The organism is Streptomyces sp. NPDC012935 (genome assembly GCF_042900345.1).
In the GTDB taxonomy this organism is placed as follows: Bacteria; Actinomycetota; Actinomycetes; order Streptomycetales; family Streptomycetaceae; genus Streptomyces.
The window spans coordinates 1-25,256 of sequence record NZ_JBIBBC010000023.1; the positions used below are offsets into that span (position 1 = coordinate 1).

Consider the following 25,256-nt stretch of genomic DNA (forward strand, 5'->3'; position numbering starts at 1 on the left):
CCGTCCGGCGTTTGAGGACGAGGCCGTTCAGGCCGAAGGGGGGTCTGGGGGCGCAGCCCCCAGGGACGGGAAGGGCAGGGGCGGCGGGGGCGGAACAAACGGCCCTACAACCCCCGCACAGCCCGCGCCACCCTCGTCCCCACCCCGGCCCGCGGCCTGCTGTCGGCGGCCCGCCTCCGCGGATGCACCGCGTTCGCCAGCAGCACCACGAACGTGTCCGTCACCGGATCCACCACCAACGAGGTCCCCGTGAACCCCGTGTGCCCCGCAGCCCCCCGCCCCGCCAACTCCCCCATGAACCACGGCTGATCCACCGCGAACCCCAGCCCGGGCGCGGCCAGCAGCAGCTCCACGAAGTCCGGACCGAGGATCCGGGCGGGCCCGTACGCGCCGCCGGACAGCAGCGCCCGGCAGAAGACCGCAAGGTCACGCCCCGTGGAGAAGAGGCCGGCGTGGCCCGCCACCCCGCCCAGCGCCCAGGCGTTCTCGTCGTGGACGACCCCCCGCAGCATCCCCCGGTCCGCCTTGGCCCACGGACGCCGCTGGTCCTCGGTCGCCGCCGCGCCGGGGCAGGGCCCGAAATGGGTCGCCGTCATGCCCAGGGGCCGGGTGATCCCGTCGTGGATCAGGACGTCGAGCGTGCGGCCGGTGATGCGTTCGAGCACGTGCTGCAGCAACAGCAGGTTGAGGTCCGAGTAGCAGTACGTTCCCGGCACCCCCACCGGCGGCTCCGCCCGCAACCGCTCCAGCCGCTCCGCGTCGTCCGCGCAGTCGTACAGCGGCAGTTCGGGCCGCAACCCCGAGGTGTGGGTCAGCAGCTGACGCACCGTGATGTCATGCCGGGCCGCGGCGCGGAAGTCCGGCAGATACGCCCCGACCCGCGCGTCGATGCCCAGCGTGCCGCGCTCGATCTGCTGCACCGCGGCGACCGAGGTGAAGAGCTTGGTGAGGGAGGCCAGGTCGAAGGGGGTCGACGTGGCCATCGGGACCTGGGCCTCGGGCGGCAGTTCCAACCCGGCGTCCTTGTCCTCGTCGTAGGACGCGTACCGCACCGCCCAGCCCGCCGCCTCCTCGACGGCGAGGTAGGGCCCCCGCCCGACGATCAGCACAACGCCGGCCGCCCACGGGCGGGAGCCGGTCGTGAGGTCGTGGACCTCGCGGACGAGCTGACGGATCTCCTCGGGGTCGAGTCCGGCCCTCTCCGGCGTGTCCCCGCGCAGTCTCGGCGCGCTCAGCTCTCTGCTCCCTCCGCACCCGCACGACTGTTCCAGGGACGGCACATTCCCATGAAGCAGGCCAGCGCCACCAGTGCTGCGGCCAGTTGGACGACGGCCATCGGGACGGCCGTGTCCTCTCCGGCGACGCCCACGAGGGGCGAGGCGATGGCGCCGACGAGGAAGGAGGACGTGCCGAGCAGTGCGGAGGCGGACCCGGCGGCGTGCTTGGTGCGCAGCAGGGCGAGGGCCTGGGTGTTGGGCAGGGTGACGCCCATCGCGGACATCAGGACGAAGAGGGCCGCCGCCACCGGTACCAGCCCGACCTCGCCGAACACGCCCAGCGACATCAGCAGCAGCGCTGTCGCGGCCAGGATCACCACGGCCAGCCCCGCGCCCAGCACCAGGTCCAGGCTGACCCGCCCCACCAGCACCTTGCCGTTGATCTGGCCGACGATCACGAGCCCGACCGAGTTGAGCCCGAACAGCAGGCTGAAGGTCTGCGGCGAGGCTCCGTAGATCTCCTGGATCACGAACGGCGACGCCGATATGTAGGCGAACAGCGCGGCGAAGGCGAACCCGCCCGCCAGCATGTACCCGGTGAAGGCGCGGTCGGCGAGCAGACCGCGCATGGCCCGCAGGGCCTCACCGACCCCGCCGCTGTGCCGGTCCTGCGGCGCCAAAGTCTCGGGGAGCCTGCGCCAGACGAGAGCGGCGAGCAGTACGCCGACCACCGTCAGCACGACGAACACGCCCCGCCAGTCCGTCACCCGCAGCACCTGGCCGCCGATGAGCGGCGCCACGATCGGGGCGACTCCCGAGATCAGCATGAGGGTGGAGAAGAAACGGGCCATGGCCACGCCGTCGTACAGGTCGCGTACGACCGCCCTCGCGATCACGATCGCCGCCGCCCCCGCGAGGCCCTGCGCCAGCCGGAAGGCGACCAGGAGGCCGATGTTGGGCGCGAGTGCGCACAGGGCGGTGGCGACGACGTACACGGCGAGGCCCGCCAGCAGCGGGCGCCTGCGGCCCCACCGGTCGCTCATCGGGCCGACCACCAGCTGCCCGAGCGCCATGCCGGCCAGGCAGGCGGTGAGCGTGAGCTGCACGGTCGCGGCGGGGGCGTGCAGGGACCCGGTGACCTCGGGGAGCGCCGGGAGATACATGTCCATCGCCAGCGGGGGCGTCGCCGTCAGGCCGCCGAGGATGAGGGTGACGAGCAGGCCGGTGGTCCGCAGGGACCGGACGGGCGGTCTGTCCGTCTTCGGTACGGCCGGCTGCGACACGTCCGGTATCGGCTCCGCCGGCTGTATCGGCCCCCCACGGTCGCCCATGCGCCCCTCCCTCTCCGAGTGATCCGCCCTCTATGCTCTCAGCTCGTACAGAGTGCCGAGGGTCACATGAGCGAGGGGCGGGACCGCAGTGACGGAACGAAGCGTGCGGTGGGGGATCCTGGCGACCGGCGGGATCGCGGCCGCGTTCACCGCGGATCTGGTGGACCTGCCGGATGCCGAGGTGGTGGCCGTCGCCTCGCGGAGCCAGGACTCCGCCGACACGTTCGCCGAGCGCTTCGGGATCCCGCGGGCGTACGGCGACTGGAACGCGCTCGCCGAGGACGGCGACATCGATGTCGTCTACGTCGCCACCCCGCACTCGGCGCACCGCGTCGCGGCCGGGCTGTGCCTGGAGGCCGGGCACAACGTGCTGTGCGAGAAGGCGTTCACACTGAACGCGCGGGAGGCCGAGGAACTGGTCGCGCTGGCGAAGGCGCGCGGCAGTTTCCTGATGGAAGCCATGTGGATGTACTGCAACCCCCTCATCCGGCGGCTCAAAGCCCTCGTGGACGACGGCGCGATCGGCGAAGTGCGCCATGTGCAGGCCGACTTCGGGCTGGCCGGCCCCTTCCCGCCCGCGCACCGGCTGCGCGACCCGGCGCAGGGCGGCGGCGCGCTGCTGGACCTCGGCGTGTACCCGGTCTCCTTCGCCCAGCTGCTGCTCGGGGAGCCGTCGGACGTCACGGCTCGCGCGGCGCTGTCCGCGGAGGGCGTCGATCTGCAGACGGGCGCCCTGCTCTCCTGGGACAGCGGCGCGCTCGCCTCGGTGCACTGCTCCATCGTCGGCGGTACGGCCACCTCCGCGTCGGTCACCGGATCGGGCGGCCGTATCGACGTACCGCACGGCTTCTTCTTCCCGGACCGTTTCGTCCTGCACCGCGACGGCCGTGACCCCGAGGAGTTCACGGCCGACCCGGCGGACGGTGCGCGGAGCAGCTTGCGGCACGAGGCCGCCGAGGTGATGCGGGCCCTGCGGGCCGGCGAGACCGAGTCTCCGCTTGTCCCGCTGGACGGCACGCTGGCCGTGATGCGGACGCTCGACGCGATCCGGGACCGCGTCGGCGTCCGCTACCCGGGCGAGGCCCCCGAAGGGGACGCGGGCGAGGACCTCACGCCCGAACTCACGCCGGCGTGAGCCCCGGCTCCCCCACCTCCGTCACGAAGGACGCGGCCGTCGTGACCGGCGCCCCGGGCGTGGTCACGTACGGCACCGTCTTGAAGTCGGTCCGCGCGAGCTGCTGCCCCAGCGCGACGGTCACATAGCCGCGCCGCCCGTTGTAGAACTTCATGTGCGGGTTGGCCTGCATGTACGTGTCCCAGTTGGCGGGCTTGTCGGCGCCGTCCCGGCCGCTGGCGATCGACGTGGCGACGATCTCCGTGCCGAGCGTGGCGGAGTCGGGGTCGTCGAAGTCGTCCTTGATGTCGAAGCCGTACCCGACGTGTACGTCACCCGTGAGCACCATCAGGTTCTCGACGCCGGCGGCCTTGGCGCCGTCCAGCACGCGGCGGCGGGAGGCGCGGTAGCCGTCCCAGGCGTCCATCGACACCCGTGAGGGCGTGGCGAGGTCGAACTTGCGCTGGGCGAAGGTGACCTGCTGCGGAACGACGTTCCACAGCGCTGTCGAGTCGCGCCAGCCGTCGAGCAGCCACCGCTCCTGCGTCGCTCCGGTCATCGTGCGCGCCGGGTCGTCGACGTCCGGGCCGGGGATCTGGGCGCCGTCGCCGTACGCCTGGTTGGAGCGGTACTGCCGGGTGTCCAGCACGTCGAACTGGGCGAGCCGGCCCCAGCGCAGGCGCCGGTAGAGCTGCATGTCGGGGCCGACGGGCTGCTGCGGGCGGCGCAGCGGCTGGTTCTCCCAGTAGGCGCGGTAGGCGGAGGCCCGGCGCAGCAGGAACTCCTCCGGCGGGACGCTGTTCTCCGGGATGTCGTCGGCGTAGTTGTTCTCGGTCTCGTGGTCGTCCCAGGTGACGACGAACGGGTGCGCGGCGTGCGCGGCCATGAGGTCGGGGTCGGACTTGTAGAGCGCGTAGCGCAGGCGGTAGTCCTCCAGCGTCACCGTCTCGCGGTTGAAGAGGGCGGGGAGTGTGCGGTCGGTGTAGTTGCGGTAGCCGCCGACGGAGTTGACCGCGTACTCGTACAGGTAGTCGCCGAGGTGGAAGACGACGTCCACGTCGTCCTGGGCGAGATGGCGGTACGCCGTGTAGTAGCCGTCGGTGTACGCCTGGCAGGAGACCGCGGCGAGGGTCAGCGAGCTCGCCGCGCCTTCCGTCGCGGGGGCGGTGCGGGTGCGGCCCGTCTCGCTGATCCAGGTGCCGGCGCGGAAGCGGTAGTAGTAGACGCGGTCCGCGTCGAGCTTGTCGACCTCGACGTGGACCGTGTGGTGGAACTCGGGGTACGCGATGGCCGCACCGCGTCTGGCGATCCTGGTGAACTTCTCGTCGTGCGCCAACTCCCAGTGCACGGTGATCCGTTGGGCGGGCAGTCCGCTGTCGGGCTGGTACGGGGCGGGGGCGAGGCGGGTCCACAACAGGACGGAGTCGGGCAGCGGGTCGCCGGAGGCGACGCCGAGGGTGAAGGGGTTGTCGGTGATCCGGCGGGCGTCGAGCTCGGCGGCGCTCGCTGCGCCGGCGGCCGGCAGGTTCACGGCGAAGGCGAGCGAGGCGGCGGCGCCCGTGACGGTCAGGAAGCGGCGGCGGCCGATGTGGCGTGCTGCCGCGCGCAGTTCGGGGGCGTGCTGGGGCTGAGGGTGTGCTGCGAGTGTCATCCGGTCCTCCCCTGACTGATGGATGCATGAGGCATTGGAGTGGCCGGGGACGACACTCGCTTGGCGCGTACACAACACTCGGATGGCGGATGGATGAGTTCCGGATGGCGGACCGTCCCGTACCCTGCGGCCCCATGAATGACAGGCAAACGGACACGAGGACGGACACGAGGACCGCCGTGGTGACCGGCGCGGGCTCCGGCATCGGACGGGCGGTCGCCGTGGAGCTGCTGCGCGCGGGATGGTCGGTGGCGCTGGCGGGGCGGCGCGTCGGGTCCCTGGAGGAGACGGCGGGGCTGGTACCCGACGGCGCCGCTCTCGCCGTACGGACCGACGTGTCACGGCAGGAGGACGTGGCCGCGCTGTTCGCGGCCACCGTGGAGCGGTTCGGGCGGGTGGACCTGCTCTTCAACAACGCCGGGACGTTCGGGCCGGGCGGGGTGCCGGTCGAGGAGCTGGCGTACGACGCCTGGCGGCATGTGGTGGACACCAACCTCAACGGGGCGTTCCTGTGCGCGCAGGCGGCGTACCGGCAGATGAAGGAGCAGGACCCGCAGGGCGGCCGGATCATCAACAACGGGTCCATCTCGGCGCACACGCCCCGCCCGCACTCCGTCGCCTACACGGCGACCAAGCACGCGCTGACCGGACTGACCAAGTCCCTGTCGCTGGACGGGCGGCCGTACAACATCGCCGTCGGCCAGATCGACATCGGCAACGCGGCGACCGACATGACCGCCCGCATGCAGACAGGCGCCCTGCAGGCCGACGGCTCGGTGGTGCCCGAGCCCGTGATGGACGTGGCCGACGTGGCCCGGACCGTGCGGCACATGGCGGAGCTGCCGCTGGAGGCGAACGTGCAGTTCGCGACGGTGCTGGCGACGGCGATGCCGTACGTGGGGCGTGGCTGACGGCTCACCCGCCTGCACACTGTCTCCACAACTCACACAATCGGAATGTTGAATTCCGGCACGTCGAGCACGGTGAGCGTCTTATGCTCACAATCTCCTGCACCAGAGCTTCACATGTGGAGCAGGAGGATTCCACAGGCCATACCGAGGGGGGAACGGCAGCCGTTCCACGACACCGGGTGGGGGTGGACCTCGCGAGGGACCGTGAGGTGCGCACCGGTGCGTGGAACGGCTGCCGTGCTGTGTCCCGTGCCTACGGCGGTGCTCAGCGAGCGAGGATCTCGTCGACGTCGGCCATCTGCCCGGCGGTGAGCGGCCCCTTGGCGATCGCGCCCGCGTTCTGCTCGGCCTGCTCGACGGAACGGAACCCGGGGATCGGCACGGTGCGCGGGCTGCGGGCCCACAGCCAGGCGAGCGCGCCCTGGCCGAGCGTACGGCCGCCGCCGGTGAGGACGTCCTTCAGCGCGTCCACGCGCGCGAGCCACTGCGGGTCGGCCCCGGACCCGTCCTCGAACCCCTGCAGCCACTGCGGCGGCCTGCTGCGGATGTCCCCGGCCTCCAGGGCCTGCCCGGTCCTGCGCTTGCCGGTCAGCAGGCCCATCGCGAGCGGGCTGCGGTTGATGCTCGCCAGCTCCAGCTCCTCGCACAGCGCGAACATCTCAGGTGCGTCCTGGAGCACGTTGGCCGCGTGCTGCACCGCCGCGCAGTGCTCCCCTCGCGCGAACACGGCGGCACGGGCCGGGTCGTCGGTGCTCCACGCGTAGGCACGGATGAGCCCCTCGCGCACGAACTCCTCGCAGACGTCACGCAGCTCGGCGGCACGCTCCGGGTCGGCGTCGGACAGGTGCAGCTGGTACAGGTCGACGTAGTCGGTGTCCAGGCGCCTCAGCGAGGCGGTCAGCGCGCGGCGGGCGTACGGCACGGTGTCGTCGGCGCCGGTGAGGGTGCGGGTCTCCTCGTCGAAGACGTTGCCCCACTTGGTGGCGACGACGACATCGGCGCGGCGCTTGCCCAGGGCGCGGCCGAGGACGCGTTCGCTGTGGCCGGCGCCGTAGGTGTCCGCGGTGTCGAAGAAGGTGACGCCCAGATCCAGGGCGCGCCGGACGGCCCGTACGGACTTCTCGTCGTCGACCTTGCCCCAGCCGAGCGGCTGCCCGTCGGCGGACTGCCACTCACCGCCGATGGCCCAGCAGCCGAAGCCGAGCGCGCTGACCTCGATGCCGGTCCGTCCCAAAGTCCTCTTGGTCTCCATGAGGTGGGACGTTAGAAGTTGAAGTGCGCACGAGGGCAAGCGCTTGAGCGGCTCTCGCGCCGGCTTTCTCGCGCCCCGCTAAGCCTGACCGGTCTCGAAGCGGGAGATCCTGCCGTCGCCCTCGACCTCGAAGTGCCAGCGGGTGCGCATCTCGCCCCAGGTGTCGTTGCGGTAGTGGGTGAGGAGATCGCGGCCGTCGTTGGACTCGTTGTCGACTTCCATGTGGCCGTTGGAGGAGAAGATCTCCCGCTCGATCCAGTCGGCGAGGTCGCGGTCGCTGCCGTCGTCCGCCATGGTCGCGCCGGGCGCGAGGATGCTCATGAAGCCCTCGCGGTCGTGGGCGTTGACGGCGGTGACGAAGGCGCGGACGGCGGGGTCGCTGAGTTTGGACGTCTGAATCGTCATACCGGTCAGCCTCACACCGCGTCCGCGGCCCCGCCACCCGAACGGCGGCCATGGCAGGCCGGGCGGGTGACTTCGGTGCGACGGTGGACACGAGGACGCGATCGGGCGGGGATCGGGCGGGGATCCGTCACCAGGGGACTGTTCCGGGAGCCATCGGGAGTCATTGTGAGTGCTTACGACCGACGTGATCTGGGCCTGCTGTTGCTCCGGCTGGGCGCCGGCGGCGTGCTGTTCGCGCACGGCACGCAGAAGCTGTTCGGCTGGTTCGGCGGACACGGCATCGAGGGCACCGGCCAGTTCATGGAGTCGATCGGCTACAAGCCGGGCAAGGCCAGCGCAACGGCGTCGGGCCTCGCGGAGGCAGGGGGCGGCACCCTGCTGGCGCTGGGCCTCGCGACCCCGGCGGCGGGTGCGGCGGCGGCCGGCGCCATGGCGGGCGCCGCCGCGGTGCACGCCCCGAACGGCTTCTTCAACCAGGAGGGCGGCTACGAGCACGCGGCCACCCTGGGCCTGGCCGCAGCCTGCCTCGCGATCACGGGCCCCGGCCGCCTCTCCCTCGACCACGCCCTCGGCCATGTCGTCGACCGCGGCTGGATGGTTCCCACGGCACTGGCGGCGACGGCGGCGACGACGGCGGTGGTGATCGGGACGCGGAACAAGAGGCTGGACGAGGCGAGGACGGACAGGGAGGAGCAGGCGGGGGCGCTCGAGGATCAGGAGGCCTTGTTCGAGGAGTAGGCAGCCGCTGTGCCAAGCTGCCCGCATGACCGATCAGGCAGCCCCTCCCGGCACCGCCACCGAGCCCGCCACCGCGCCCGCCGATGACCTCTGGGCGACCATCGACGACCTGTGGACCTGGCTCGACACCGACCAGCCGGTCGGCGGCAAGGAGGGCATGCTGCTGCGCATGCTGAAGTTGTCGGAGGAGGTCGGCGAGGTGGCCGAGGCGGTGATCGGGGCGACCGGTCAGAACCCGCGCAAGGGCGTCACCCACACCTGGGAGGACGTACAGGGCGAGCTGTGCGACGTGGTGATCACGGCACTGGTCGCGCTGCGGACGCTCACTCCCGAGACGCGTGAGGTGTTCACCCGGCATCTGGCGCGGGTGCGGGAGCGGTCGCTGGGTTCGGCGCCGTAGGGGCACGGGGTTTTAGGGGCACGGGGCTGTGGGGGCACGGGGCCGTAGGGGCACGGGGCTGGATCGATGTGCGGCTCCGCCGCGTGGGCGCGACCAGCCCCCACCTGCCCGCAGGTTCAGCACGGCCCGGGTGTCAGCCGCAGTACCGTCCCCTCCCCGTTCGCCGACAGCAGCAGCGCCCCGTCCGCCGTGACCGCCAACCCGGCGAACCGGCGCGCCATCCCCGGCATCCCGTTGGCGAAGAGGGCGGGTTCCGCCCGCGGCACCACGCCGGGCGGCGGCCCGACCGGCAGGTCCTCGGCATCGGTCCGGCGCTCCCCCGTCGTCAGGGACACCGCAAGCAACCGGCGCCGGCCGGTCTCCACCGTGAACAACTCCTCGCCGAGCACCGCGAGTCCCTGCGCGCGTCGAGCCCGTCGACCACGACCGCCGGCGGCCCGTCCACCTCGACCCGCAGCACCGCGCCCAGCCGCTCGTCACTGACGTAACAGTGCCCCTCGGCGTCACAGGCGACGTCCACGGGCTGCTCGAGCCCGTCCGCGAGCACGGTGAGCTCGTCCCGCTCATCGACGGCCACGACCCGCCCCGCGTCCGACTCGGCGACGACGAGCGAGCCGTCCGGCGTGACGGCGATCCCGAGCGGCCGCCGCAGCCCGCCGGCCCGCTCCCGTCTGGTCCCGGTCCCGGGGTCGTACGTCTGGACCTGCCCGAACTGCGAGGTGGTGTGCAGGAGTCCACCGTGGGCCACGATGCCGTGCGAGAAGGGCTGCAGGAAGTGCGTGGTGACGCCGCCCTCCGGCGAGGGCTCGGGGCTCGCGACCCGGTAGTGGTCGGCGGCGTACACCTTGCCGCCGAGGTCGACGGTCACGCCGTACGGTCCGTCACGGCCGTGCCCAGCCAATAGCCGAAGCCACGCCGGGTATGGATCAGCGCGGCCTGCTCCCACTCCCCGTTCACCTTGCGCCGCAGCCGCGACACGAGCCGCTCGATCGCGCCGTCCGTCGGCGGGTCGTCCCAGACGTGCCGCCCGATCTGCTCCTTGGACAGCACGCGCCCGGCGTTCACGCGCAGGCAGCGCAGCAGCCGGTGCCTCAGGCCGCTCTTGGGAAAGGTGGTCGCGAGCGACACCGTCGCCGATCCCGACGCCTCCTGCCCGTCCGGGGGCGCGTCGAGCTGGATGGGACGCCAGTGGACGCGATCCCCTCATGCATCACGACGGGCAGCCCACGCCCCTCCGGCCGACGAATCCGAGGAGGCAGGGCGGACCCGGGCGGACCGGCCGGACCGGACAGGCCGGGGAATAGCAACTTCCCCTTCACGGCCCGGACATCGAGCTCCCCGCCGACGGCATGCTTCCCAGCGGCGGCGCACTGACCAGTAACAACGCGGACTCGATGACCGCCGCCCCCTCCACAACCGCTGATACTGGGCGGTAATCTCGCGCCCCGCCGGACGGAACGAGACCGGTGGGTGAGCGCGAAGGAGCCCTCATGGCGACGGACATGCCTGCGGAGATGGAAGCCTCCGACGGCCGTTGGCAGCGCATGTGGAGCCACCGCGAGCAACTGCTCAAGGTGGCCCGGCGCAGGTCGATGAGCCCGGAGGACGCCGAGGACGCGGTGCACGAGGCGATGCTGCGGGCCGCCGAACGCCCTGACCTGGACGACGAGCGGCTCGCTGCGTGGCTCACGACGGTGACGATGCGGCTGTGCGTCGACCGGTACCGGCAGGTGAACCGTGAGGCCGAGGTGCGTACAAGTCCGACCCTCGTCGCCCCCGGCCCGGTGCCCGTCGAGGAGGCGGTGTGCGACCGGGCCGAGGCAAAGTGGCTGGCGGTGCGCAGTGGTGAGCTGCCCGCGCGGCAGGCCGAGGCGCTGCGGCTGAAGTCGGAGGACCTCGACGTCGGGCAGGTCGCCGTCCGGATGGGGCTGAGCTACCGGACCGTAGAGTCGCTGCTGGCCAGGGCGCGGCGGACGCTTCGGCAGTCGCTGGCCGCGACGCTCGGGTTCGCACTGTTCCTCCTGGGGTGGGGGCGGCCGAGGCCGGCCGGCAAGACCCCGGCCGTGGCGCTGGCCTCGACGGCGGTGACCCTGGCGGTGGCCGGGCTCGTCCTGCCGTACGCCCTCGACGGTGGCGACGGCGGAAGCGGTACGGCTCCTCGGTCCGCCGTGGCCTCGCCGGACGCGGAAGCGCTGCGGCCGGACAGCAGCGAGGGCGGCCGCAGGGCTGAGGGGAACCGGCCCACGGCCACGGCGGCCGAACGGAAGGCGGCCGGGGCGCGGTCGGGCGAACCGTTCCTGCCGCTGTCCGTGCCGTCAGTGCCTGAGGTCCCGGAGGTGTCGTTGACCCCGCTGCCGGTACTGTCAGCGCCGGAGGTCCCGCGGGTCCCCGCCGTTCCGGAACTGCCCGAGGCCCCCGACATGCCGGTCACACCCTCCGCCGTTCCGACGGACTCGGCACTCCCGCCGGTCCCGGACGCTTCCGCCGCCGTACCGTCCGCCGCGCTCCCCCTGCCGACGGCGAGCGCGTTGCCGTAGCCCCGGACAGGCAGCCGTAAATCATCGGCAAATCCCCCCGAACCTCCCCGCACGGAAACCCGCTCGAAAAAAGTCCGCCATCCCAGCGACGGACACCCCGCCCCTCCCCGTAGAGCAGATGTCGGAGCTGCTTCAGGGCTGAAGGGTGGACCGGATGGGTGTCGAGATCTGCGTGGAAGGGCTGACCAAGTCCTTCGGTCACCAGGTCATCTGGCAGGACGTCTCGCTGACGCTGCCCGCCGGGGAGGTCTCGGTCATGCTCGGCCCCTCGGGCACGGGCAAGTCGGTGTTCCTCAAGACGCTCGTCGGACTGCTGAAGCCGGAGCGCGGCTCGATCACGATCCAGGGCCGGGACATCACGCGGCTGCGCGAACACGACCTGTACGAGGTGCGCAAGCTCTTCGGCGTGCTGTTCCAGGACGGCGCGCTGTTCGGCTCGATGAACCTGTACGACAACATCGCCTTCCCCTTGCGCGAGCACACCCGTAAGTCCGAGAGCGAGATCCGGCGGATCGTGCTGGAGAAGATGGACATGGTCGGGCTGATCGGCGCCGAGGGGAAGCTGCCCGGCGAGATCTCCGGCGGGATGCGCAAGCGGGCCGGGCTGGCCCGGGCCCTGGTGCTCGACCCGGAGATCATCCTCTTCGACGAGCCCGACTCGGGCCTCGACCCGGTTCGCGTGGCCTATCTCAACCAGCTCATCGTCGACCTCAACGCCCAGATCGACGCGACCTTCCTGATCGTCACGCACGACATCGCCTCGGCCCGCCAGGTGCCGGACAACATCGGGCTGCTGTTCCGCCGCGAACTGGTGATGTTCGGGCCGCGCGAGGAACTGCTGACCAGCGACGAGCCCGTCGTACGGCAGTTCCTGAACGGCCGCATGCAGGGCCCCATCGGCATGGCGGAGGAGAAGGACGCCGCCCAGGTCGAGCAGGAGCTGGCCGCCCTCGGCGACGACGGCGTCAAGGGCGCACGGTCTCCCGGCCGCCAGGCCATGGCTCCCCGCCTGCTGCCGGGGCCGGGCATTCCCCGGCCGCCCCGCTGGGAGGCCATCGCCCGGCGCGAGGCCGCGCTGCAACAGAAGGCGATGGCCGGCGCATGAGCCTGTCACCGATCGGAGCGCTGCGGCACTCGGGCAGCCTGTTCGCGATGGCGCTGGACGTCGTCCGGACCGTGCCCCGACGGCCCTTCCAGGCACGGGAGTTCATCCAGCAGGCGTGGTTCGTCGCGAGCGTGACGATCCTGCCGACAGCCCTGGTCTCCATCCCCTTCGGTGCGGTCATCGCGCTGCAGATCGGCAGCCTGACCCGGCAGCTCGGCGCCCAGTCCTTCTCGGGGGCCGCCTCCGTGCTGGCCGTGCTGCGGGAGGCCTCGCCGATCGTCACCGCGCTGCTCATCGCGGGCGCGGGCGGCACGGCGATCTGCGCGGACCTCGGGGCGCGGAAGATCCGGGACGAGATCGACGCGATGCAGGTGCTCGGCATCGACCCGATCCACCGCCTGGTCGTGCCCCGCGTGCTGGCGTCGATGGTCGTGGCGGTGCTGCTCAACGGCCTGGTGTCGGTGGTCGGCGTGGCCGGCGGCTACTTCTTCAACGTCGTCCTGCAGAACGGCACTCCGGGCGCGTACCTCGCCTCCTTCACCACCCTCGCCCAGCTCTCCGACCTGTGGGCGGCCGAGGTCAAGGCGCTGGTGTTCGGCGCGATCGCGGGGATCGTCGCCTCGTACAAGGGGCTCAACGCGAAGGGCGGGCCGAAGGGTGTGGGCGACGCGGTGAACCAGTCGGTGGTGATCACCTTCATGTTGCTGTTCGTGACCAACTTCGTGATGACCGCGGTGTACTTCCAGGTCGTCCCGCAGAGAGGCTGAGGGGCTAGCCGATGAGACTTCTCGACCGCCCCCTGCGCTCACTGGAAGCGCTGGGCACCCAACTCTCCTTCTACGGGCGCTCGTTGGCGTGGACCGGCCGCACCCTGCGCCGCTACAAGAAGGAAATCCTGCGGCTGCTCGCCGAGGTCAGTTTCGGCCGCGGCGCGCTCGCCGTCGTGGGCGGCACGGTCGGCGTGATCGCCTTCCTGTCCTTCTTCACGGGCACGGAGGTCGGCCTCCAGGGTTATGCGGCACTCAACCAACTCGGCACCTCCAACTTCGTGGCGTTCCTCTCGGCGTACTTCAACACCCGCGAGATCGCCCCGCTGGTGGCCGGGCTCGCCCTGTCCGCGACCGTCGGCGCCGGGTTCACCGCCCAGCTGGGCGCGATGCGGATCAGCGAGGAGACCGACGCGCTCGAAGTGATGGGCGTGCCCTCGCTGCCGTTCCTGGTGACGACGAGGATGATCGCGGGGTTCGTGGCCGTCATCCCGCTGTACGTGATCGGCCTGCTGTCCTCGTACCTCGCCGCCCGCACCATCACCACCGTCTACTACGGCCAGTCCGCGGGCACCTACGACCACTACTTCCAGCAGTACCTGCCACCGGTCGACGTGCTGTGGTCCTTCGGCAAGGTGCTCGTCTTCGCCGTTGTGATCATCCTGGTCCACTGCTTCTACGGCTACTACGCGAGCGGCGGCCCGGCGGGCGTCGGCGTGGCGGTGGGCCGCGCGGTGCGGACCTCGATCGTGGCGATCAACGTTCTTGACTTCTTCCTGTCGCTGGCGATCTGGGGCGCCAACACGACCGTGCGGATAGCGGGGTGAGCCGGGTGAGCCGCCCGATGAGGGTGCCGAGAGTGCTGAGGCTGAGGTTGTACGGCGTCGTCTTCCTCGCCGTACTCGCGCTGTTGCTGTCGTTGTCCGTGGCCGTCTACCGGCAGGTGTTCACGCCGGTCGTCCGGATCACCCTGGAGGCCGACAGCCTCGGCAACCAGCTCGATCCGCGCGCCGACGTCAAGCTGCGCGGGCTGCTGGTCGGCGAGGTGCGCGAGGTGCGGGCCGACGGGACGAAGGCGACGCTCGACATCGCGCTCAAGCCGGAGCACGTCGAGTACATCCCGTCCGATGTCCACGCGCGGCTGCTGCCCAAGACCCTGTTCGGCGAGAAGTACGTCGACCTGGTGCCGCCCACCGGCTCCGCCGCCCGCCCGATCCGTGCCGGTGACGTCATCACCCAGGACCGCACCCGCGTCGGCATCGAGGTGCAGCAGTTGCTGAACGACCTGCTGCCCCTGCTCCGGACCGTACAGCCCGGCAAGCTCAACGCCACCCTCTCCGCGTTCGCCACCGCCCTCGAGGGCCGCGGCGACCGGATCGGCGACAACCTCACGCGCCTGGAGGCCTACCTGCGCCGCCTCAACCCCCATCTGCCGTCCCTCACCGAGGACATCGGCCGCTTCGCCGAGGTCGCCGAGGTGTACGGCGACGCGGCGCCCGACCTGATGGAGATCCTGCGCAACACCGTCACCACCAGCCGCACGATCGTCGAGCAGAAGGATCGGCTGGCGGCTGCACTGAGGACCACGGCGACCGTCGCGGGGACGGCCGAGGACTTCCTCTCCGTGAACGGCGACCGGCTGATCACCCTCGGCCAGGTCTCGCGTCCCACACTGGAGCTGTTCGCCCGCTACTCCCCCGAGTACCCGTGCCTGCTGGCCGGTCTGGTCCGGCAGGAGCGAGCATCCGAAGAGGCGTTCCGGGGCGGCAAGATGCACATCACGCTGGAGGTCGTGCGGCCGCAGGGGGCGTACGAACCGGGCGAGGAGCCGCGTTACGGCGAGCGGTCCGGGCCCCACTGCCGTGATCTGCCGCATCCTCCGGTGCCGGCGCCCGGAGCACACCTCAATGACGGTTCGAAGGCCGGGGGTTCGCCTCCGGGCGGTCCGCACGGCGTGTCAGCCACCCGGGCCGAGCAGCGGGCCGTCGGTTCGCTCGTGGCGCCCGTCCTGGGGATGCCCGCCGACGAGGTGCCGCCGGTCGCGACGCTGCTGTTCGGGCCGCTGGCGCGCGGGACGGCGGTGAGTGTGGCATGAGGACCGGTCGTACGAGGAGCGCGGGAGCCCGGCAGACCGCTGCCCCGCTCATCAAGTTCAGCCTCTTCGCGCTGGTGACGGTGCTGGCGACGGCCCTGCTCGCGGCCACCATCGTGAACATCTCCTTCACCCCGGAGCATCGCTTTCGCGCGGTGTTCAGCGACGTCACCGGCCTGGAGGAGGGTGACGACATCCGCGTGGCCGGGGTGCGGGTCGGCGAGGTCGAGGGCATCCGGATCAAGGATCGGACGCTGGCCGAGGTCACCTTCACGGTCAGCCAGGAACGCCCACTGCTCACCGGCACAGGCGCCGTCATCCGGTACCGCAACCTGGTCGGCCAGCGGTACGTCGCGCTGACCGAGGGCGCGGGCGACGGCACCCGGCGGCTGCGGCCCGGCGCGACGATCCCGCTATCCCGCACCCAGCCCGCCCTTGACCTCAACGCGCTGCTGAACGGCTTCAAGCCGCTGTTCGCGGCGCTCAGCCCGAAGGACGTCAACCAGCTCGCCACCGAGATCATCAAGACCCTCCAGGGCGAGGGCGGCACCGTCAACAGCCTGCTCGTCCACACGGCGTCCCTCACCTCGACGCTGGCCGGCCGCGACAAGCTGATCGGCTCGGTGATCGACAACCTCAACACCGTGCTGGGGACGCTGGACAAGCGGGGCGCCCGCTTCTCCGGGCTGCTCAAGCAGTTGCGCCGGGTCATCTCGGGCCTGTCCGCCGACCGCAAGCCCGTCGGGCGGTCGCTGGTGAGCATCGGCGACCTGACCGAGGCCACCTCGGGCCTGCTGAAGGACGCGCGACCGCCGCTGAAGGACGACCTCGCCGAGCTGACCGAGCTCACCGGAACGCTGAACGACAACGAGAAGACGGTGGAGGGCGTGCTGAAGCGGCTGCCGAACAAGCTGGGCGAGCTGACCGGGACGGCGTCCTACGGCTCGTGGTTCAACTTCTACCTCTGCGACTTCGACGGCCGGATCGTGCTGCCGAAGACGCAGACGAAGTCGGGGTCTGGGGCGGGGTCGGGGTCGGGGGCGGAGTCCCGGCAGGTACTCACACCCGAGTTTCATGTGGCGAGGGCGAGGTGCGGGGCATGAGCCGTAAGCATCGTCCGGAGCCGCTGTTCAAGGTGCGGGTGGAGCCGCCGAAGCTGCCGCGGATACGGCTGCCGAAGGTACGCCTCCTGCCACGCCGCGAGCCCCGGCGGCAACCGCTGATCAAGGTGCGCGTCGAGCCGCCACGGATCTTGAGGCTACGGCTGCGGCGCCCCCACCTCGCCCCCTTCCGCGAGCGAAACCCCGTCGTCATCGGAGCGGTCGGCCTCACCGTCCTCGCGCTGCTCGCCGCGGCCGCGTTCAACGCCGACCGCCTGCCGGTCATCGGGGACGGCGAGACGTACAGCGCTGCCTTCGCGGAAGCCGGCGGACTCAAGCCCGGTGACGAGGTGCGGATCGCCGGGGTCAAGGTCGGCAAGGTCGAGGAGGTCGACCTGGACGGCGACCACGTCAAGGTCACCTTCAAGATCAAGGACGAGCCGGACTTCGGCACCGGGACCGGCGCGTCGATCCGGGTCAAGACGATCCTCGGCGCGAAGTACCTCGCGCTGCACCCCAAGGGCGGGGGCCAGTTGGCACCCGGCAGCGAGATACCGCTGAACCGCACGGTCCCTGCGTACGACGTCGTACAGGCGTTCAGCGACCTCACCACGACCTCGGAGAAGGTCGACACCGACCGTGTGGCGAAGGCCCTGGACACCATCTCCACCACCTTCGAGGACTCACCGGAAGAGGTACGGGCCTCCCTCAAGGGCCTGTCGCAGATCTCCCGCACGGTGGCCTCCCGCGACAAGGCGCTACGCCGGCTGCTCGCCCACGCGAACGGCGTCACCGACGTACTGGCCGACCGATCCGACGACTTCACCGCCCTGGTCAAGGACGGCGACAAACTGTTCAAGGAGATCAGCAAGCGGCGCGAGGCGATCCACAAACTCTTGAAGAGCTCCGCCACGCTCGGCATCCAGCTCTCCGGCCTGGTCCAGGACAACGACAAGGAAATCGGGCCCGCGCTCAAGGGCCTGAACCGAGTGGTGGAGATGCTCGAGCGAAATCAGTCCAGCCTGGACCGGAGCATCAAGCTCCTCGCGCCCTATGTCCGAGTCTTCACCAACACCCTGGGCAACGGCCGCTGGTTCGACTCCTACGTACAGAACCTGGTCGCGGCTCCGGTGGCGCCGCGGACGGGAGGGACCCAGTGACCAGCCGTTGGCGAGCGGTGAACAACCGTTGGAAGAAGCGGGCGGCTCTGCTGACCGCCCTGGTCCTGGTCGCCGCCCTCACCTACGCCCTGTGGCCCCGCCCCGAGCCCGTCCACGTCACGGCGTACTTCCCGCGCACGGTCGGCATCTACCCGGGCTCGGACGTCCGCGTGCTGGGGGTACGGATCGGCGAGGTCAAGGAGATCACGCCGGAGGGCGGCCGGGTGCGGGTGGAGCTGGAGTACGAGGCGGACCGCAAGGTCCCGGCCGAGGCCCAGGCGGCGATCATCAACTCCTCGGTCGTCAGCGACCGTTATGTGCAGCTGCTGCCGGTGTACCGGGGCGGCCCGGCACTGCGGACCGGGGACGAGATCCCCGAGTCGCGCACCGCCGTACCCGTCGAACTGGACCGTGTCTTCGACAGCCTGCACACCACGGCCGAGGCGCTCGGCCCGAAGGGCGCCAACAAGGACGGCTCCCTGTCGCGGCTGCTCGGCGTGAGCGCGGACAACTTCGACGGCCAGGGCAAGAACCTGAACCAGACGGTCAAGGACCTCTCGGCAGCGGTCACGACCCTGTCCGACGGCCGCACGGACCTGTTCGGCACGATCCGGAACCTCCAGGTCTTCACGGCGGCGCTGGCGGCCGACGACAAGAGCGTGCGGTCGTTCAACAGCAGCCTTGCGAAGGTCGCAGAGCAGCTGGCGGGCGAGCGCGAGGACTTGGCGGCGGCGCTGAGGAACCTCGGGTCGGCGCTCGGTGACGTGTCCGCCTTTGTGAGGAAGAACAAGAAGTCGCTGACCTCGAACGTCGAGGGTCTCAGCAGGGTGACCAAGGTACTCGTCACCCAACGGGCGGCGCTGGAGGAGCTGTTGGAGGTGGCCCCGACCGGCATGTCGAACCTCAACAACGCCTACAACCCGTCCGCCGGCACCCTCGACACCCGCAACAACGCCGATCAGGCGCAGGATCCGGCGTCGCTGCTGTGCTCGGTGCTAAGGACGACGGGCGACGAGGGCGGCGAGCACCCGGACTGCGGAGAGCTGCGGGAGTTGTTCGACTCCCTGCCGGAGGTGCCGCAGGGCGGCGCGGCGGTCACGGGCACGGTCGACCGCACCCTCGGGGGAATCCTGGGGGCGAGCGCATGAGCATGCTGCGCAAGTGCGGGGTCGCGGCCTGGGCTGCAGTCGGCTCGCTGACCCTCTCCGGCTGCGAGTTCAACGGCTTGTACGACGTCCGACTACCCGGCGGCGCCGCCTCGGACGGCAACGCGTACCACGTCACCGTGGAGTTCCGTGACGTCCTCGACCTGGTGCCGCAGTCGGCGGTGAAGGTCAACAACGTCACCGTCGGCGCGGTCGAGAAGGTGGAGCTGAAGGGCTGGCACGCGCGCGTGCGCCTCCGGGTCGCCGACTCGGTGAAGCTGCCTGGCAACGCGATCGCCGAGCTACGGCAGACCAGCATGCTCGGCGAGAAGTACGTGGCGTTGTCGAAGCCGGCGAGCACGGCCCCGGTCGGTCGTCTCGGGGAGGGCGATGTGATCCCGCTGTCCCGCAGCGGCCGCAACCCGGAGATCGAGGAGGTGCTGTCCGCCCTGTCCGCGCTGCTCAACGGCGGCGGGGTGGCCCAGCTCAAGACGATCACCGTAGAGCTGAACAAGGCGCTTGAGGGCCGGGAGAACCGCGTCAAGTCGCTCTTGAAGGAGCTCGACACGTTCCTGGGCGCCATGGACGAACAGAAGGCGGACATCGTCCGGGCCCTGACGGCCGTGGACCGGCTCGCCAAGCGCCTCAGCAAGGAGAAGAAGACCATCGCCGAGGCGGTCGACACGATGCCTCCGGCCCTGAAGGTGCTGGCCGACCAGCGGCGCGACCTGACGAGGATGCTCACGGCGCTGTCGAAGCTGGGCCGGACGGGCACCAAGGTGGTCAACGCCTCGCACGACGACACAGTCACCAACCTCAAGCAGCTCCGCCCGATCCTGCAACAGCTCAACAAGGCGGGTGACGACCTGCCCAACTCCCTTGAGCTGCTGACGACCTACCCGTTCCCGCGCAACGCGGTGGACGCCATCAAGGGGGACTACGTCAACCTGCACATCACGGCGGACATCGACCTGGCCGGGATCTACGGCAACTTGACGGACGAGCCGGGCGGCGGCCGGGACGACGACGGGGAGACCCAAGGGCCCGACCTTCCCGGGACCCCTGACCTGCCGGACGTACCGGATCTCCCGGATGTACCGGATGTGCCGGGCGTGCCGACGCCCACGGCGTTGCCGACCAGTCCGGGCGTGCCGTCTCCTTCGGCCCCGAACGGGGACGGCGGCGACGGGCTGTGTCCGCCTGTGTGCACGGCCGCGTATGCGGCTGGGGGCGACTGGCCCGAGGGGATCGACCTCGAACTCGCCGAGCTGATGCTGAAGGGGGTCCAGCCGTGATCACCCGTACGGTCAAGGTCCAGCTGCTGGCCTTCGCCACCATGACCGCAGTCGGCGTCTCGTATGTCGGCGCCGAGTACACGGGGTTGGTGGACGAGGTCCTGGACCGCGGGTACACCGTCCACGCGGACTTCGCCGACTCCGGGGGCGTCTTCTCCGGCGCCGAGGTGACCTACCGCGGGGTTCCGGTGGGGAGGGTCGGGGCGCTGCGCCTGACGGGCAAGGACGGGGTTTCGATCGCCCTCGACATCGAGGACGGGGCACCCCGCATCCCTGCGGACACGCTTGCCGTGGTGGCGAACCGCTCGGCGGTCGGCGAACAGTACGTCGATCTGCAAGCCCGCACGTCCAAGGGCCCGTACCTGCTGGACGGCAGTGCCGTCCCGCGTCGGAACACCCGCGTACCGCTGCCGACGACGGACCTGGTCCTGAGCCTGGACCGCCTGGTGAACTCGGTCGGCAGGAAGGATTTGCGGGTCACCGTTGACGAACTGGGCGACGCCTTCGCGGGAACGGGCCCGAACCTGAGCCGCCTGGTGGACTCGGGCAACGCGCTGGTCGAGTCGGCGTCGGAGGCGCTCCCGGAGACGATCGCGCTGATCAAGGACTCGCGGAAGGTACTGAAGACCCAGGCGGACCAGGGTTCGTCGATCAAATCATTCTCGCGTGATCTGGCGGCGCTCACGGCCCAGTTGAAGGCGAGCGACGGAGACCTGCGCAAGCTGATCGGCAACGCGAGGCCGGCGGCGCAGGAGGTGAACTCGCTGCTGAAGTCGGCCGGGCCGGAGCTGTCGGTCCTGCTCGCCAACCTGATCAGCGGCGGCCAGGTGACGCTGGCCCGCCTGCCCGGCGTTGAACAGGCCCTGGTCACCTTCCCGGTGATGGTGGCGGGCAGCTACACGGTCATCCCCGGCGACGGCACGACCCACTTCGGCCTCGTGGTGAACGCCGACGACCCACCGGCCTGTACCCAGGGCTACGGCACGGCCCGCCGCGACCCCAGCGACACCAGTACACGCGAGGCGAACACCGAGGCCCGCTGCACGCTGCCGCGCGGGAGCGAGTCGTCGGTACGGGGCGCACAGAACGCCCCGGGCGCATCGACCGCCTCCGGCGGCGCTCAGCCCACGGCATACGTCACGCCGTACGACCCGGAGACCGGCACCACCACCGGCCCGGACGGAAGAAACGTCGAGATCGGCTCGACGGGCGGCCAGCGGGCCGTGTTCGGAAAGGAGTCGTGGCAATGGCTGCTCGTTGGCCCGATGGCATGAAGAACCTGAGGAGCTTGAAGAAATTGAGGAGCTCGAAAGGCGGGAGGAGCTCGAAGGGCGGGAGGAGCTCAAGGGCAATGACGGCCGGACTCGTCGCGGCGACGATCCTCACCACGGCACTCACAGTCTGGCTGGCCCTGACCCTCTCCGCACAGCGCGAGGCGGACCAGCGCCGCCAGGACATCCTGGCCGCGGCCCGCCAGTCAGCACTGAACTTCACTTCCCTCGACTACCGGCACTACGACCGCGACAGCGCGAACGTACTGGCAGGCGCCACCGGCGACTTCAAGAAGCAGTTCGCGGCACAGACGGAGCAGCTGACGCAGCTCGTCGCGACGAACAAGTCCGTATCCGAGGGCCAGGTCCTGGAGGCTGGCATCGTCCGCTCCTCCGAGAACTCGGCCCGCGTCCTGGTGGTCGCCGACAGCAAGGTGACCAACACGGCCGTGCCGCAGGGCGAGGCGCGCACGTATCGGCTGCAGCTGGATCTGGTCCACCGGGACGGCCGCTGGCTGGCGTCCGACGTCGAGTTCGTCGGCTGACAAGCACCAACGAGGAGTACGACCATGGCGAAGACGACCACCGGCCGCGCCCCCGGTTCCGGCACCCGGCGCACCATGACGGCGGCAGCCCGCGCGGCAGCGAAGCGTGCGGAACGCGGCCACCACGAACCGGCCACGGAGGCCACCGTCGCCGTCGCCGGACGCACCATACTCATCGAGGCCCCGAAGGACGGCTGGGAGGACCCGCCCGAGCCGTCGCTGGAGTCTGCCGAGGAGGACCCGCCGCCGGCGGACGGGGGGTCACCCCGTCGTCGGCGCCGGCTGCTCACCGCGGTGCTCGGCGTCCTACTGGTGGCAGGCCTGGTGGCGGTCGCGGCACTGGGATGGCAGTACTGGGACGGACGCCGGACCGAGACCGCCCGGACCCAGGCACTGACGGCCGCGCGGGAGTCGGCGCCTGTCGTCCTGTCGTACGACTACCGCCGCCTGGACAAGGGCTTCGCCGCGGCCCGAACCCACCTGACCGGCGACTTCCGCGACGAGTACGGCAGGACCACGAAGACCGTGGTCGGCCCGACGGCCAGGAAGTACCGGGGCGTGGTGAAGGCGACGGTCGCAGCCCCTGCCTCCGGCGGATCCCCGGCGGCGTCCGTCGTCTCGGCCTCGCCGGACAAGGTCGTGGTGCTGCTCTTCGTCAACCAGGTCACCGAGAGCACGCAGGTCTCGGGGGCTCGGGTGGATCTGAATCGGGTGCGGATGACCATGACGCGCACGGACGAGGGGTGGAAGGTGAGCGCCGTGGACGCGCTGTGACCCTGCGCGACCGACTCCCGTGATGCCGGACAGCCGGCAGCTCTCGTCACGCGGGCGGTGGGAGTTGGCAAGCGCCTGTCCGCAATCCGCGTTACCGAGGCGCGAGAGGAGCCCCACGGTGTCCGAGGACCTGCCCGCGGTCGCCCGCTTACTGCACGGACAAGGCACGAGGTTACCAGCACGCGCAACGCTGGGTCCGGCCGCCCAGCCTCCGCGCGCCATCGCACCACCAGACCGCCCCCTCCCCGCTCCCCTCCTCCCGATCGAGACGCTCACTTAGGATGGCGAACACCATCTCAGCGGCCCGACGGGCTTCCTGGTCCGCCTGCGCGGCGGACACCGGAGGACATGCCCCCACCCGCACGAGTCTTCTTCGTGCTGCCTGGGGGCGTTTCCTTGCTGTTCCGTGAGTCCGCGGCGTCCGTGGCCGCCCGCATCCTCGAAGGGTCGCTGGCGCTGCATCTGACCGAGAACTTCCGTCACCAGCATGGCCGGAGACCCGCTTTGGCAGAGATACGGTCCTGGGAACGCAGCCTGCCCGCGCTCGTCAACGCACTCATCGAGGCTGAGCTCGACAACGTCGAGGTCCTCGTCGAGTACAGCCTGCCTCTCACCAGCAAGCGTGCCGACGCCATCCTCGCCGGCGTCCACCCGACCACCGGCGAACCGTCGTACGTAGTCGTGGAACTGAAGCAGTGGAGCACGGCCTACCCCGAGGAGGACCAGCCCCTCCTGTGCCGGATCGACTCCTACGCGGAGCCCGTGCTGAACCCGATCGAGCAGGTGCGGGGCTACTGCGAATACCTGCTGTCGTTCAACGGGGCATTGGAGCGGATGCCTCAGTCGCTGGCCGGTGCGGCCTTCCTCCACAACGCGACCGAGTTCGGCGTCGCGGGGCTGCGGGAGGTCACGGAGGACCAACACGGCCGGATGTACACCGGCGAACAGCGAGGCACCTTTCTCGACTTCCTACGCTCGCGCCTCGCCACCAAGCCCGGCGCCCAGGCGGCGGACGTACTGCTCGACGCCAAGGTACGGCCGTCGAAGCAGCTGATGGCCGTCGCGGCGGCCGAGATCCGCGACCGCGAGCAGTTCGTGCTCATCGCCGAACAGCGAGTCGCCTACGAGAAGGTGATGTCCGCCGTACGCAAGGCCAGGCAGTCCAACCACAAGCAGGTGATCGTGGTGACCGGCGGACCCGGCTCCGGCAAGAGCGTGATCGCGATGTCCCTGCTGGGCGAGCTGTACCGGCGCGGGGTACCCACTCTGCACGCGACCGGTTCGCAGTCGTTCACCAAGACCATGCGGAAGGTCGCGGGAGAACGGAAGCGGGAGGTCCAGCAGCTCTTCAAGTACTTCAACAGCTTCATGGACGCCGAGCCAAACAACCTCGACGTACTGATCTGCGACGAGGCCCACCGCCTGCGTAAGACCTCCGCCAACCGCTACACGAAGGCGGAGCTGCGCACCGGCCGCCCCCAGGTCGCGGAGCTGATCGACGCCGCTCGGGTGCCGGTGTTCCTCCTCGACCAGCACCAGGTGGTGCGCCCCGGCGAGATGGGCACCAAAGAGGCGATCCAGCGGGCCGCCGCTGCGCAAGGTGTGGACTGCACCGTGGTGGAGCTGGACGGCCAGTTCCGGTGCGGCGGCAGCGAGGCGTACGAGAAGTGGGTCATCGACCTTCTCGGCCTGGACGGCGGCACGCCCCACCGCTGGGAGCCGGACGGCAAGTTCAAGCTGCTGACCGCCGAGAGCCCCCAGGAACTGGAGGACTTCCTCATCGCGCGCCGCGAAGAAGGTTACGGCGCACGGATGTCGGCCGGGTACTGCTGGAAGTGGACGACAAAGATCACCCCCGGCATGGCGACACTCCCCACCGACGTCACCATCGGTGAGTGGGCTCGCCCCTGGAATGTGTACGGCGACAGATCCGTACTTGGCGCACCACCCGCCCCTCTCTGGGCCACCGACCCAGCCGGCTTCGGACAGGTCGGCTGTGTCTACACCGCTCAGGGCTTCGAGTACGACTGGTCGGGCGTCATCATCGGCCCGGACCTCCTGTGGCGAACAGACCACTGGATCGTGGACCGCTCAGCCTCAAAGGACCCGTCCTTTACTAAGGCAACATCTGACGAGGACATCGACCGACTCATCCGCAACACCTACAAAGTGCTGCTGACCCGCGGCATGGTCGGCACGATCCTCTATTCGACGGACCCGGAGACGCGCGAGAAGCTGCGGTCGCTCATCCATCCGGCTGCCGGCGCCAAGGTGCCAGCAGTGGCGTAGCCCGCTGCAAGGCTCGTTCTCCTTCATCGGGCTCAATCGATGAAGTGCAAGCGGCGGCAGAGTGACGCACCTTGAGGGAGACCTCCGACCAAGGAGGACATTAGGCCGAAGAGCTTTGAGTGTCGATTGCCATTCGAAGGCTGACCAAGCTCGCTTC

The 25,256-nt window shown here is 70.6% G+C and carries 22 protein-coding genes and 2 pseudogenes; 17 read left to right on the forward strand and 7 right to left on the reverse strand.

What is annotated here, in order from left to right:
• Positions 1–104: 104 nt before the first annotated feature.
• Both ACFY5C_RS36495 and ACFY5C_RS36500 read right to left on the reverse strand, forming a co-directional pair.
• Entirely contained in the window at positions 105–1,280 is a 1,176-nt protein-coding gene (locus ACFY5C_RS36495; protein ID WP_389453076.1) for a serine hydrolase domain-containing protein, read from the reverse strand.
• Positions 1,232–2,548 (reverse strand): multidrug effflux MFS transporter, encoded by a 1,317-nt coding sequence (locus ACFY5C_RS36500; RefSeq protein WP_389453078.1) that lies wholly within the window; start codon positions 2,546–2,548, stop codon positions 1,232–1,234. Before ACFY5C_RS36500 ends, ACFY5C_RS36495 begins: the two co-directional genes overlap by 49 nt.
• 88 nt (positions 2,549–2,636) lie before the next feature.
• Between ACFY5C_RS36500 and ACFY5C_RS36505 the strand changes: the two genes are divergently transcribed.
• Entirely contained in the window at positions 2,637–3,683 is a 1,047-nt protein-coding gene (locus ACFY5C_RS36505; RefSeq protein WP_389453080.1) for a Gfo/Idh/MocA family protein, read from the forward strand.
• On the opposite strand, the gene ACFY5C_RS36510 is transcribed toward ACFY5C_RS36505, so the two are convergent.
• Positions 3,670–5,313: an alkaline phosphatase D family protein gene (locus ACFY5C_RS36510; protein WP_389453083.1), complete on the reverse strand. Its 1,644-nt coding sequence runs from the start codon at positions 5,311–5,313 to the stop codon at positions 3,670–3,672. The two genes, ACFY5C_RS36505 and ACFY5C_RS36510, sit on opposite strands and share 14 nt — an antisense overlap.
• 134 nt (positions 5,314–5,447) lie before the next feature.
• Here ACFY5C_RS36510 and ACFY5C_RS36515 point away from each other — a divergent pair, with 134 nt between their 5' ends.
• Positions 5,448–6,224, forward strand: coding sequence for an SDR family oxidoreductase (locus tag ACFY5C_RS36515; protein ID WP_389453086.1), 777 nt, complete (start codon positions 5,448–5,450; stop codon positions 6,222–6,224).
• 265 nt (positions 6,225–6,489) lie between these two features.
• Here ACFY5C_RS36515 and ACFY5C_RS36520 read toward each other — a convergent pair whose 3' ends face one another.
• Both ACFY5C_RS36520 and ACFY5C_RS36525 read right to left on the reverse strand, forming a co-directional pair.
• Positions 6,490–7,476, reverse strand: a complete 987-nt coding sequence (locus tag ACFY5C_RS36520) for an aldo/keto reductase (RefSeq protein WP_389453089.1) — start codon at positions 7,474–7,476, stop codon at positions 6,490–6,492.
• A gap of 78 nt (positions 7,477–7,554) precedes the next feature.
• Positions 7,555–7,881 (reverse strand): nuclear transport factor 2 family protein, encoded by a 327-nt coding sequence (locus ACFY5C_RS36525; protein WP_389453092.1) that lies wholly within the window; start codon positions 7,879–7,881, stop codon positions 7,555–7,557.
• Positions 7,882–8,046: 165 nt separating this feature from the next.
• Between ACFY5C_RS36525 and ACFY5C_RS36530 the strand changes: the two genes are divergently transcribed.
• Entirely contained in the window at positions 8,047–8,619 is a 573-nt protein-coding gene (locus ACFY5C_RS36530; protein WP_389453095.1) for a DoxX family protein, read from the forward strand.
• Between the two features lie 25 nt (positions 8,620–8,644).
• A complete protein-coding gene (locus ACFY5C_RS36535; RefSeq protein ID WP_389453098.1) occupies positions 8,645–9,019 on the forward strand; it encodes a MazG-like family protein in 375 nt (124 codons plus the stop codon).
• A 116-nt stretch (positions 9,020–9,135) separates the two neighbouring features.
• Here ACFY5C_RS36535 and ACFY5C_RS36540 read toward each other — a convergent pair.
• A pseudogene (locus ACFY5C_RS36540) lies at positions 9,136–9,926 on the reverse strand (hypothetical protein); the annotation flags it as partial.
• Positions 9,884–10,108: pseudogene (locus ACFY5C_RS36545) on the reverse strand (helix-turn-helix domain-containing protein); the annotation flags it as partial. The pseudogenes ACFY5C_RS36540 and ACFY5C_RS36545, both read right to left, overlap by 43 nt.
• Before the next feature lie 401 nt (positions 10,109–10,509).
• Between ACFY5C_RS36545 and ACFY5C_RS36550 the strand changes: the two are divergent.
• The 13 genes from ACFY5C_RS36550 to ACFY5C_RS36610 all read left to right on the forward strand — a co-directional run bounded on the left by ACFY5C_RS36550 (position 10,510) and on the right by ACFY5C_RS36610 (position 25,099).
• Positions 10,510–11,556 carry a sigma-70 family RNA polymerase sigma factor gene (locus ACFY5C_RS36550; protein WP_389453100.1) on the forward strand — a complete coding sequence of 349 codons (1,047 nt, stop codon included), beginning with the start codon at positions 10,510–10,512 and terminating at the stop codon, positions 11,554–11,556.
• Between the two features lie 154 nt (positions 11,557–11,710).
• A complete protein-coding gene (locus ACFY5C_RS36555) occupies positions 11,711–12,661 on the forward strand; it encodes an ABC transporter ATP-binding protein (protein ID WP_389453103.1) in 951 nt (316 codons plus the stop codon).
• The gene (locus ACFY5C_RS36560) at positions 12,658–13,428 is read left to right on the forward strand and encodes an MlaE family ABC transporter permease (RefSeq protein WP_389453105.1); all 771 of its coding nucleotides are present in this window, start codon (positions 12,658–12,660) and stop codon (positions 13,426–13,428) included. Before ACFY5C_RS36555 ends, ACFY5C_RS36560 begins: the two co-directional genes overlap by 4 nt.
• A gap of 11 nt (positions 13,429–13,439) precedes the next feature.
• On the forward strand, positions 13,440–14,255 hold the full coding sequence (locus ACFY5C_RS36565; protein ID WP_389453108.1) for an MlaE family ABC transporter permease: 816 nt from the start codon (positions 13,440–13,442) through the stop codon (positions 14,253–14,255).
• A 17-nt stretch (positions 14,256–14,272) separates the two neighbouring features.
• On the forward strand, positions 14,273–15,523 hold the full coding sequence (locus ACFY5C_RS36570; protein WP_389453111.1) for an MCE family protein: 1,251 nt from the start codon (positions 14,273–14,275) through the stop codon (positions 15,521–15,523).
• Positions 15,520–16,623, forward strand: a complete 1,104-nt coding sequence (locus ACFY5C_RS36575) for an MCE family protein (RefSeq protein WP_389453113.1) — start codon at positions 15,520–15,522, stop codon at positions 16,621–16,623. The genes ACFY5C_RS36570 and ACFY5C_RS36575 overlap by 4 nt, the downstream gene beginning before the upstream one ends.
• The gene (locus tag ACFY5C_RS36580; RefSeq protein WP_389453116.1) at positions 16,620–17,780 is read left to right on the forward strand and encodes an MCE family protein; all 1,161 of its coding nucleotides are present in this window, start codon (positions 16,620–16,622) and stop codon (positions 17,778–17,780) included. The genes ACFY5C_RS36575 and ACFY5C_RS36580 overlap by 4 nt, the downstream gene beginning before the upstream one ends.
• Positions 17,777–18,928 (forward strand): MCE family protein, encoded by a 1,152-nt coding sequence (locus ACFY5C_RS36585; RefSeq protein ID WP_389453119.1) that lies wholly within the window; start codon positions 17,777–17,779, stop codon positions 18,926–18,928. Before ACFY5C_RS36580 ends, ACFY5C_RS36585 begins: the two co-directional genes overlap by 4 nt.
• Complete coding sequence (locus ACFY5C_RS36590; protein ID WP_389453122.1) at positions 18,925–20,220, forward strand: MCE family protein; 1,296 nt, start codon at positions 18,925–18,927, stop codon at positions 20,218–20,220. Before ACFY5C_RS36585 ends, ACFY5C_RS36590 begins: the two co-directional genes overlap by 4 nt.
• Positions 20,217–21,494, forward strand: a complete 1,278-nt coding sequence (locus ACFY5C_RS36595) for an MCE family protein (protein WP_389453125.1) — start codon at positions 20,217–20,219, stop codon at positions 21,492–21,494. The genes ACFY5C_RS36590 and ACFY5C_RS36595 overlap by 4 nt, the downstream gene beginning before the upstream one ends.
• 77 nt (positions 21,495–21,571) lie before the next feature.
• On the forward strand, positions 21,572–22,036 hold the full coding sequence (locus ACFY5C_RS36600) for a hypothetical protein (RefSeq protein WP_389453128.1): 465 nt from the start codon (positions 21,572–21,574) through the stop codon (positions 22,034–22,036).
• Between the two features lie 24 nt (positions 22,037–22,060).
• On the forward strand, positions 22,061–22,810 hold the full coding sequence (locus ACFY5C_RS36605; protein ID WP_389453131.1) for a hypothetical protein: 750 nt from the start codon (positions 22,061–22,063) through the stop codon (positions 22,808–22,810).
• Positions 22,811–23,158: 348 nt separating this feature from the next.
• Positions 23,159–25,099: a DNA/RNA helicase domain-containing protein gene (locus tag ACFY5C_RS36610; RefSeq protein WP_389453134.1), complete on the forward strand. Its 1,941-nt coding sequence runs from the start codon at positions 23,159–23,161 to the stop codon at positions 25,097–25,099.
• Positions 25,100–25,256: the final 157 nt, after the last annotated feature.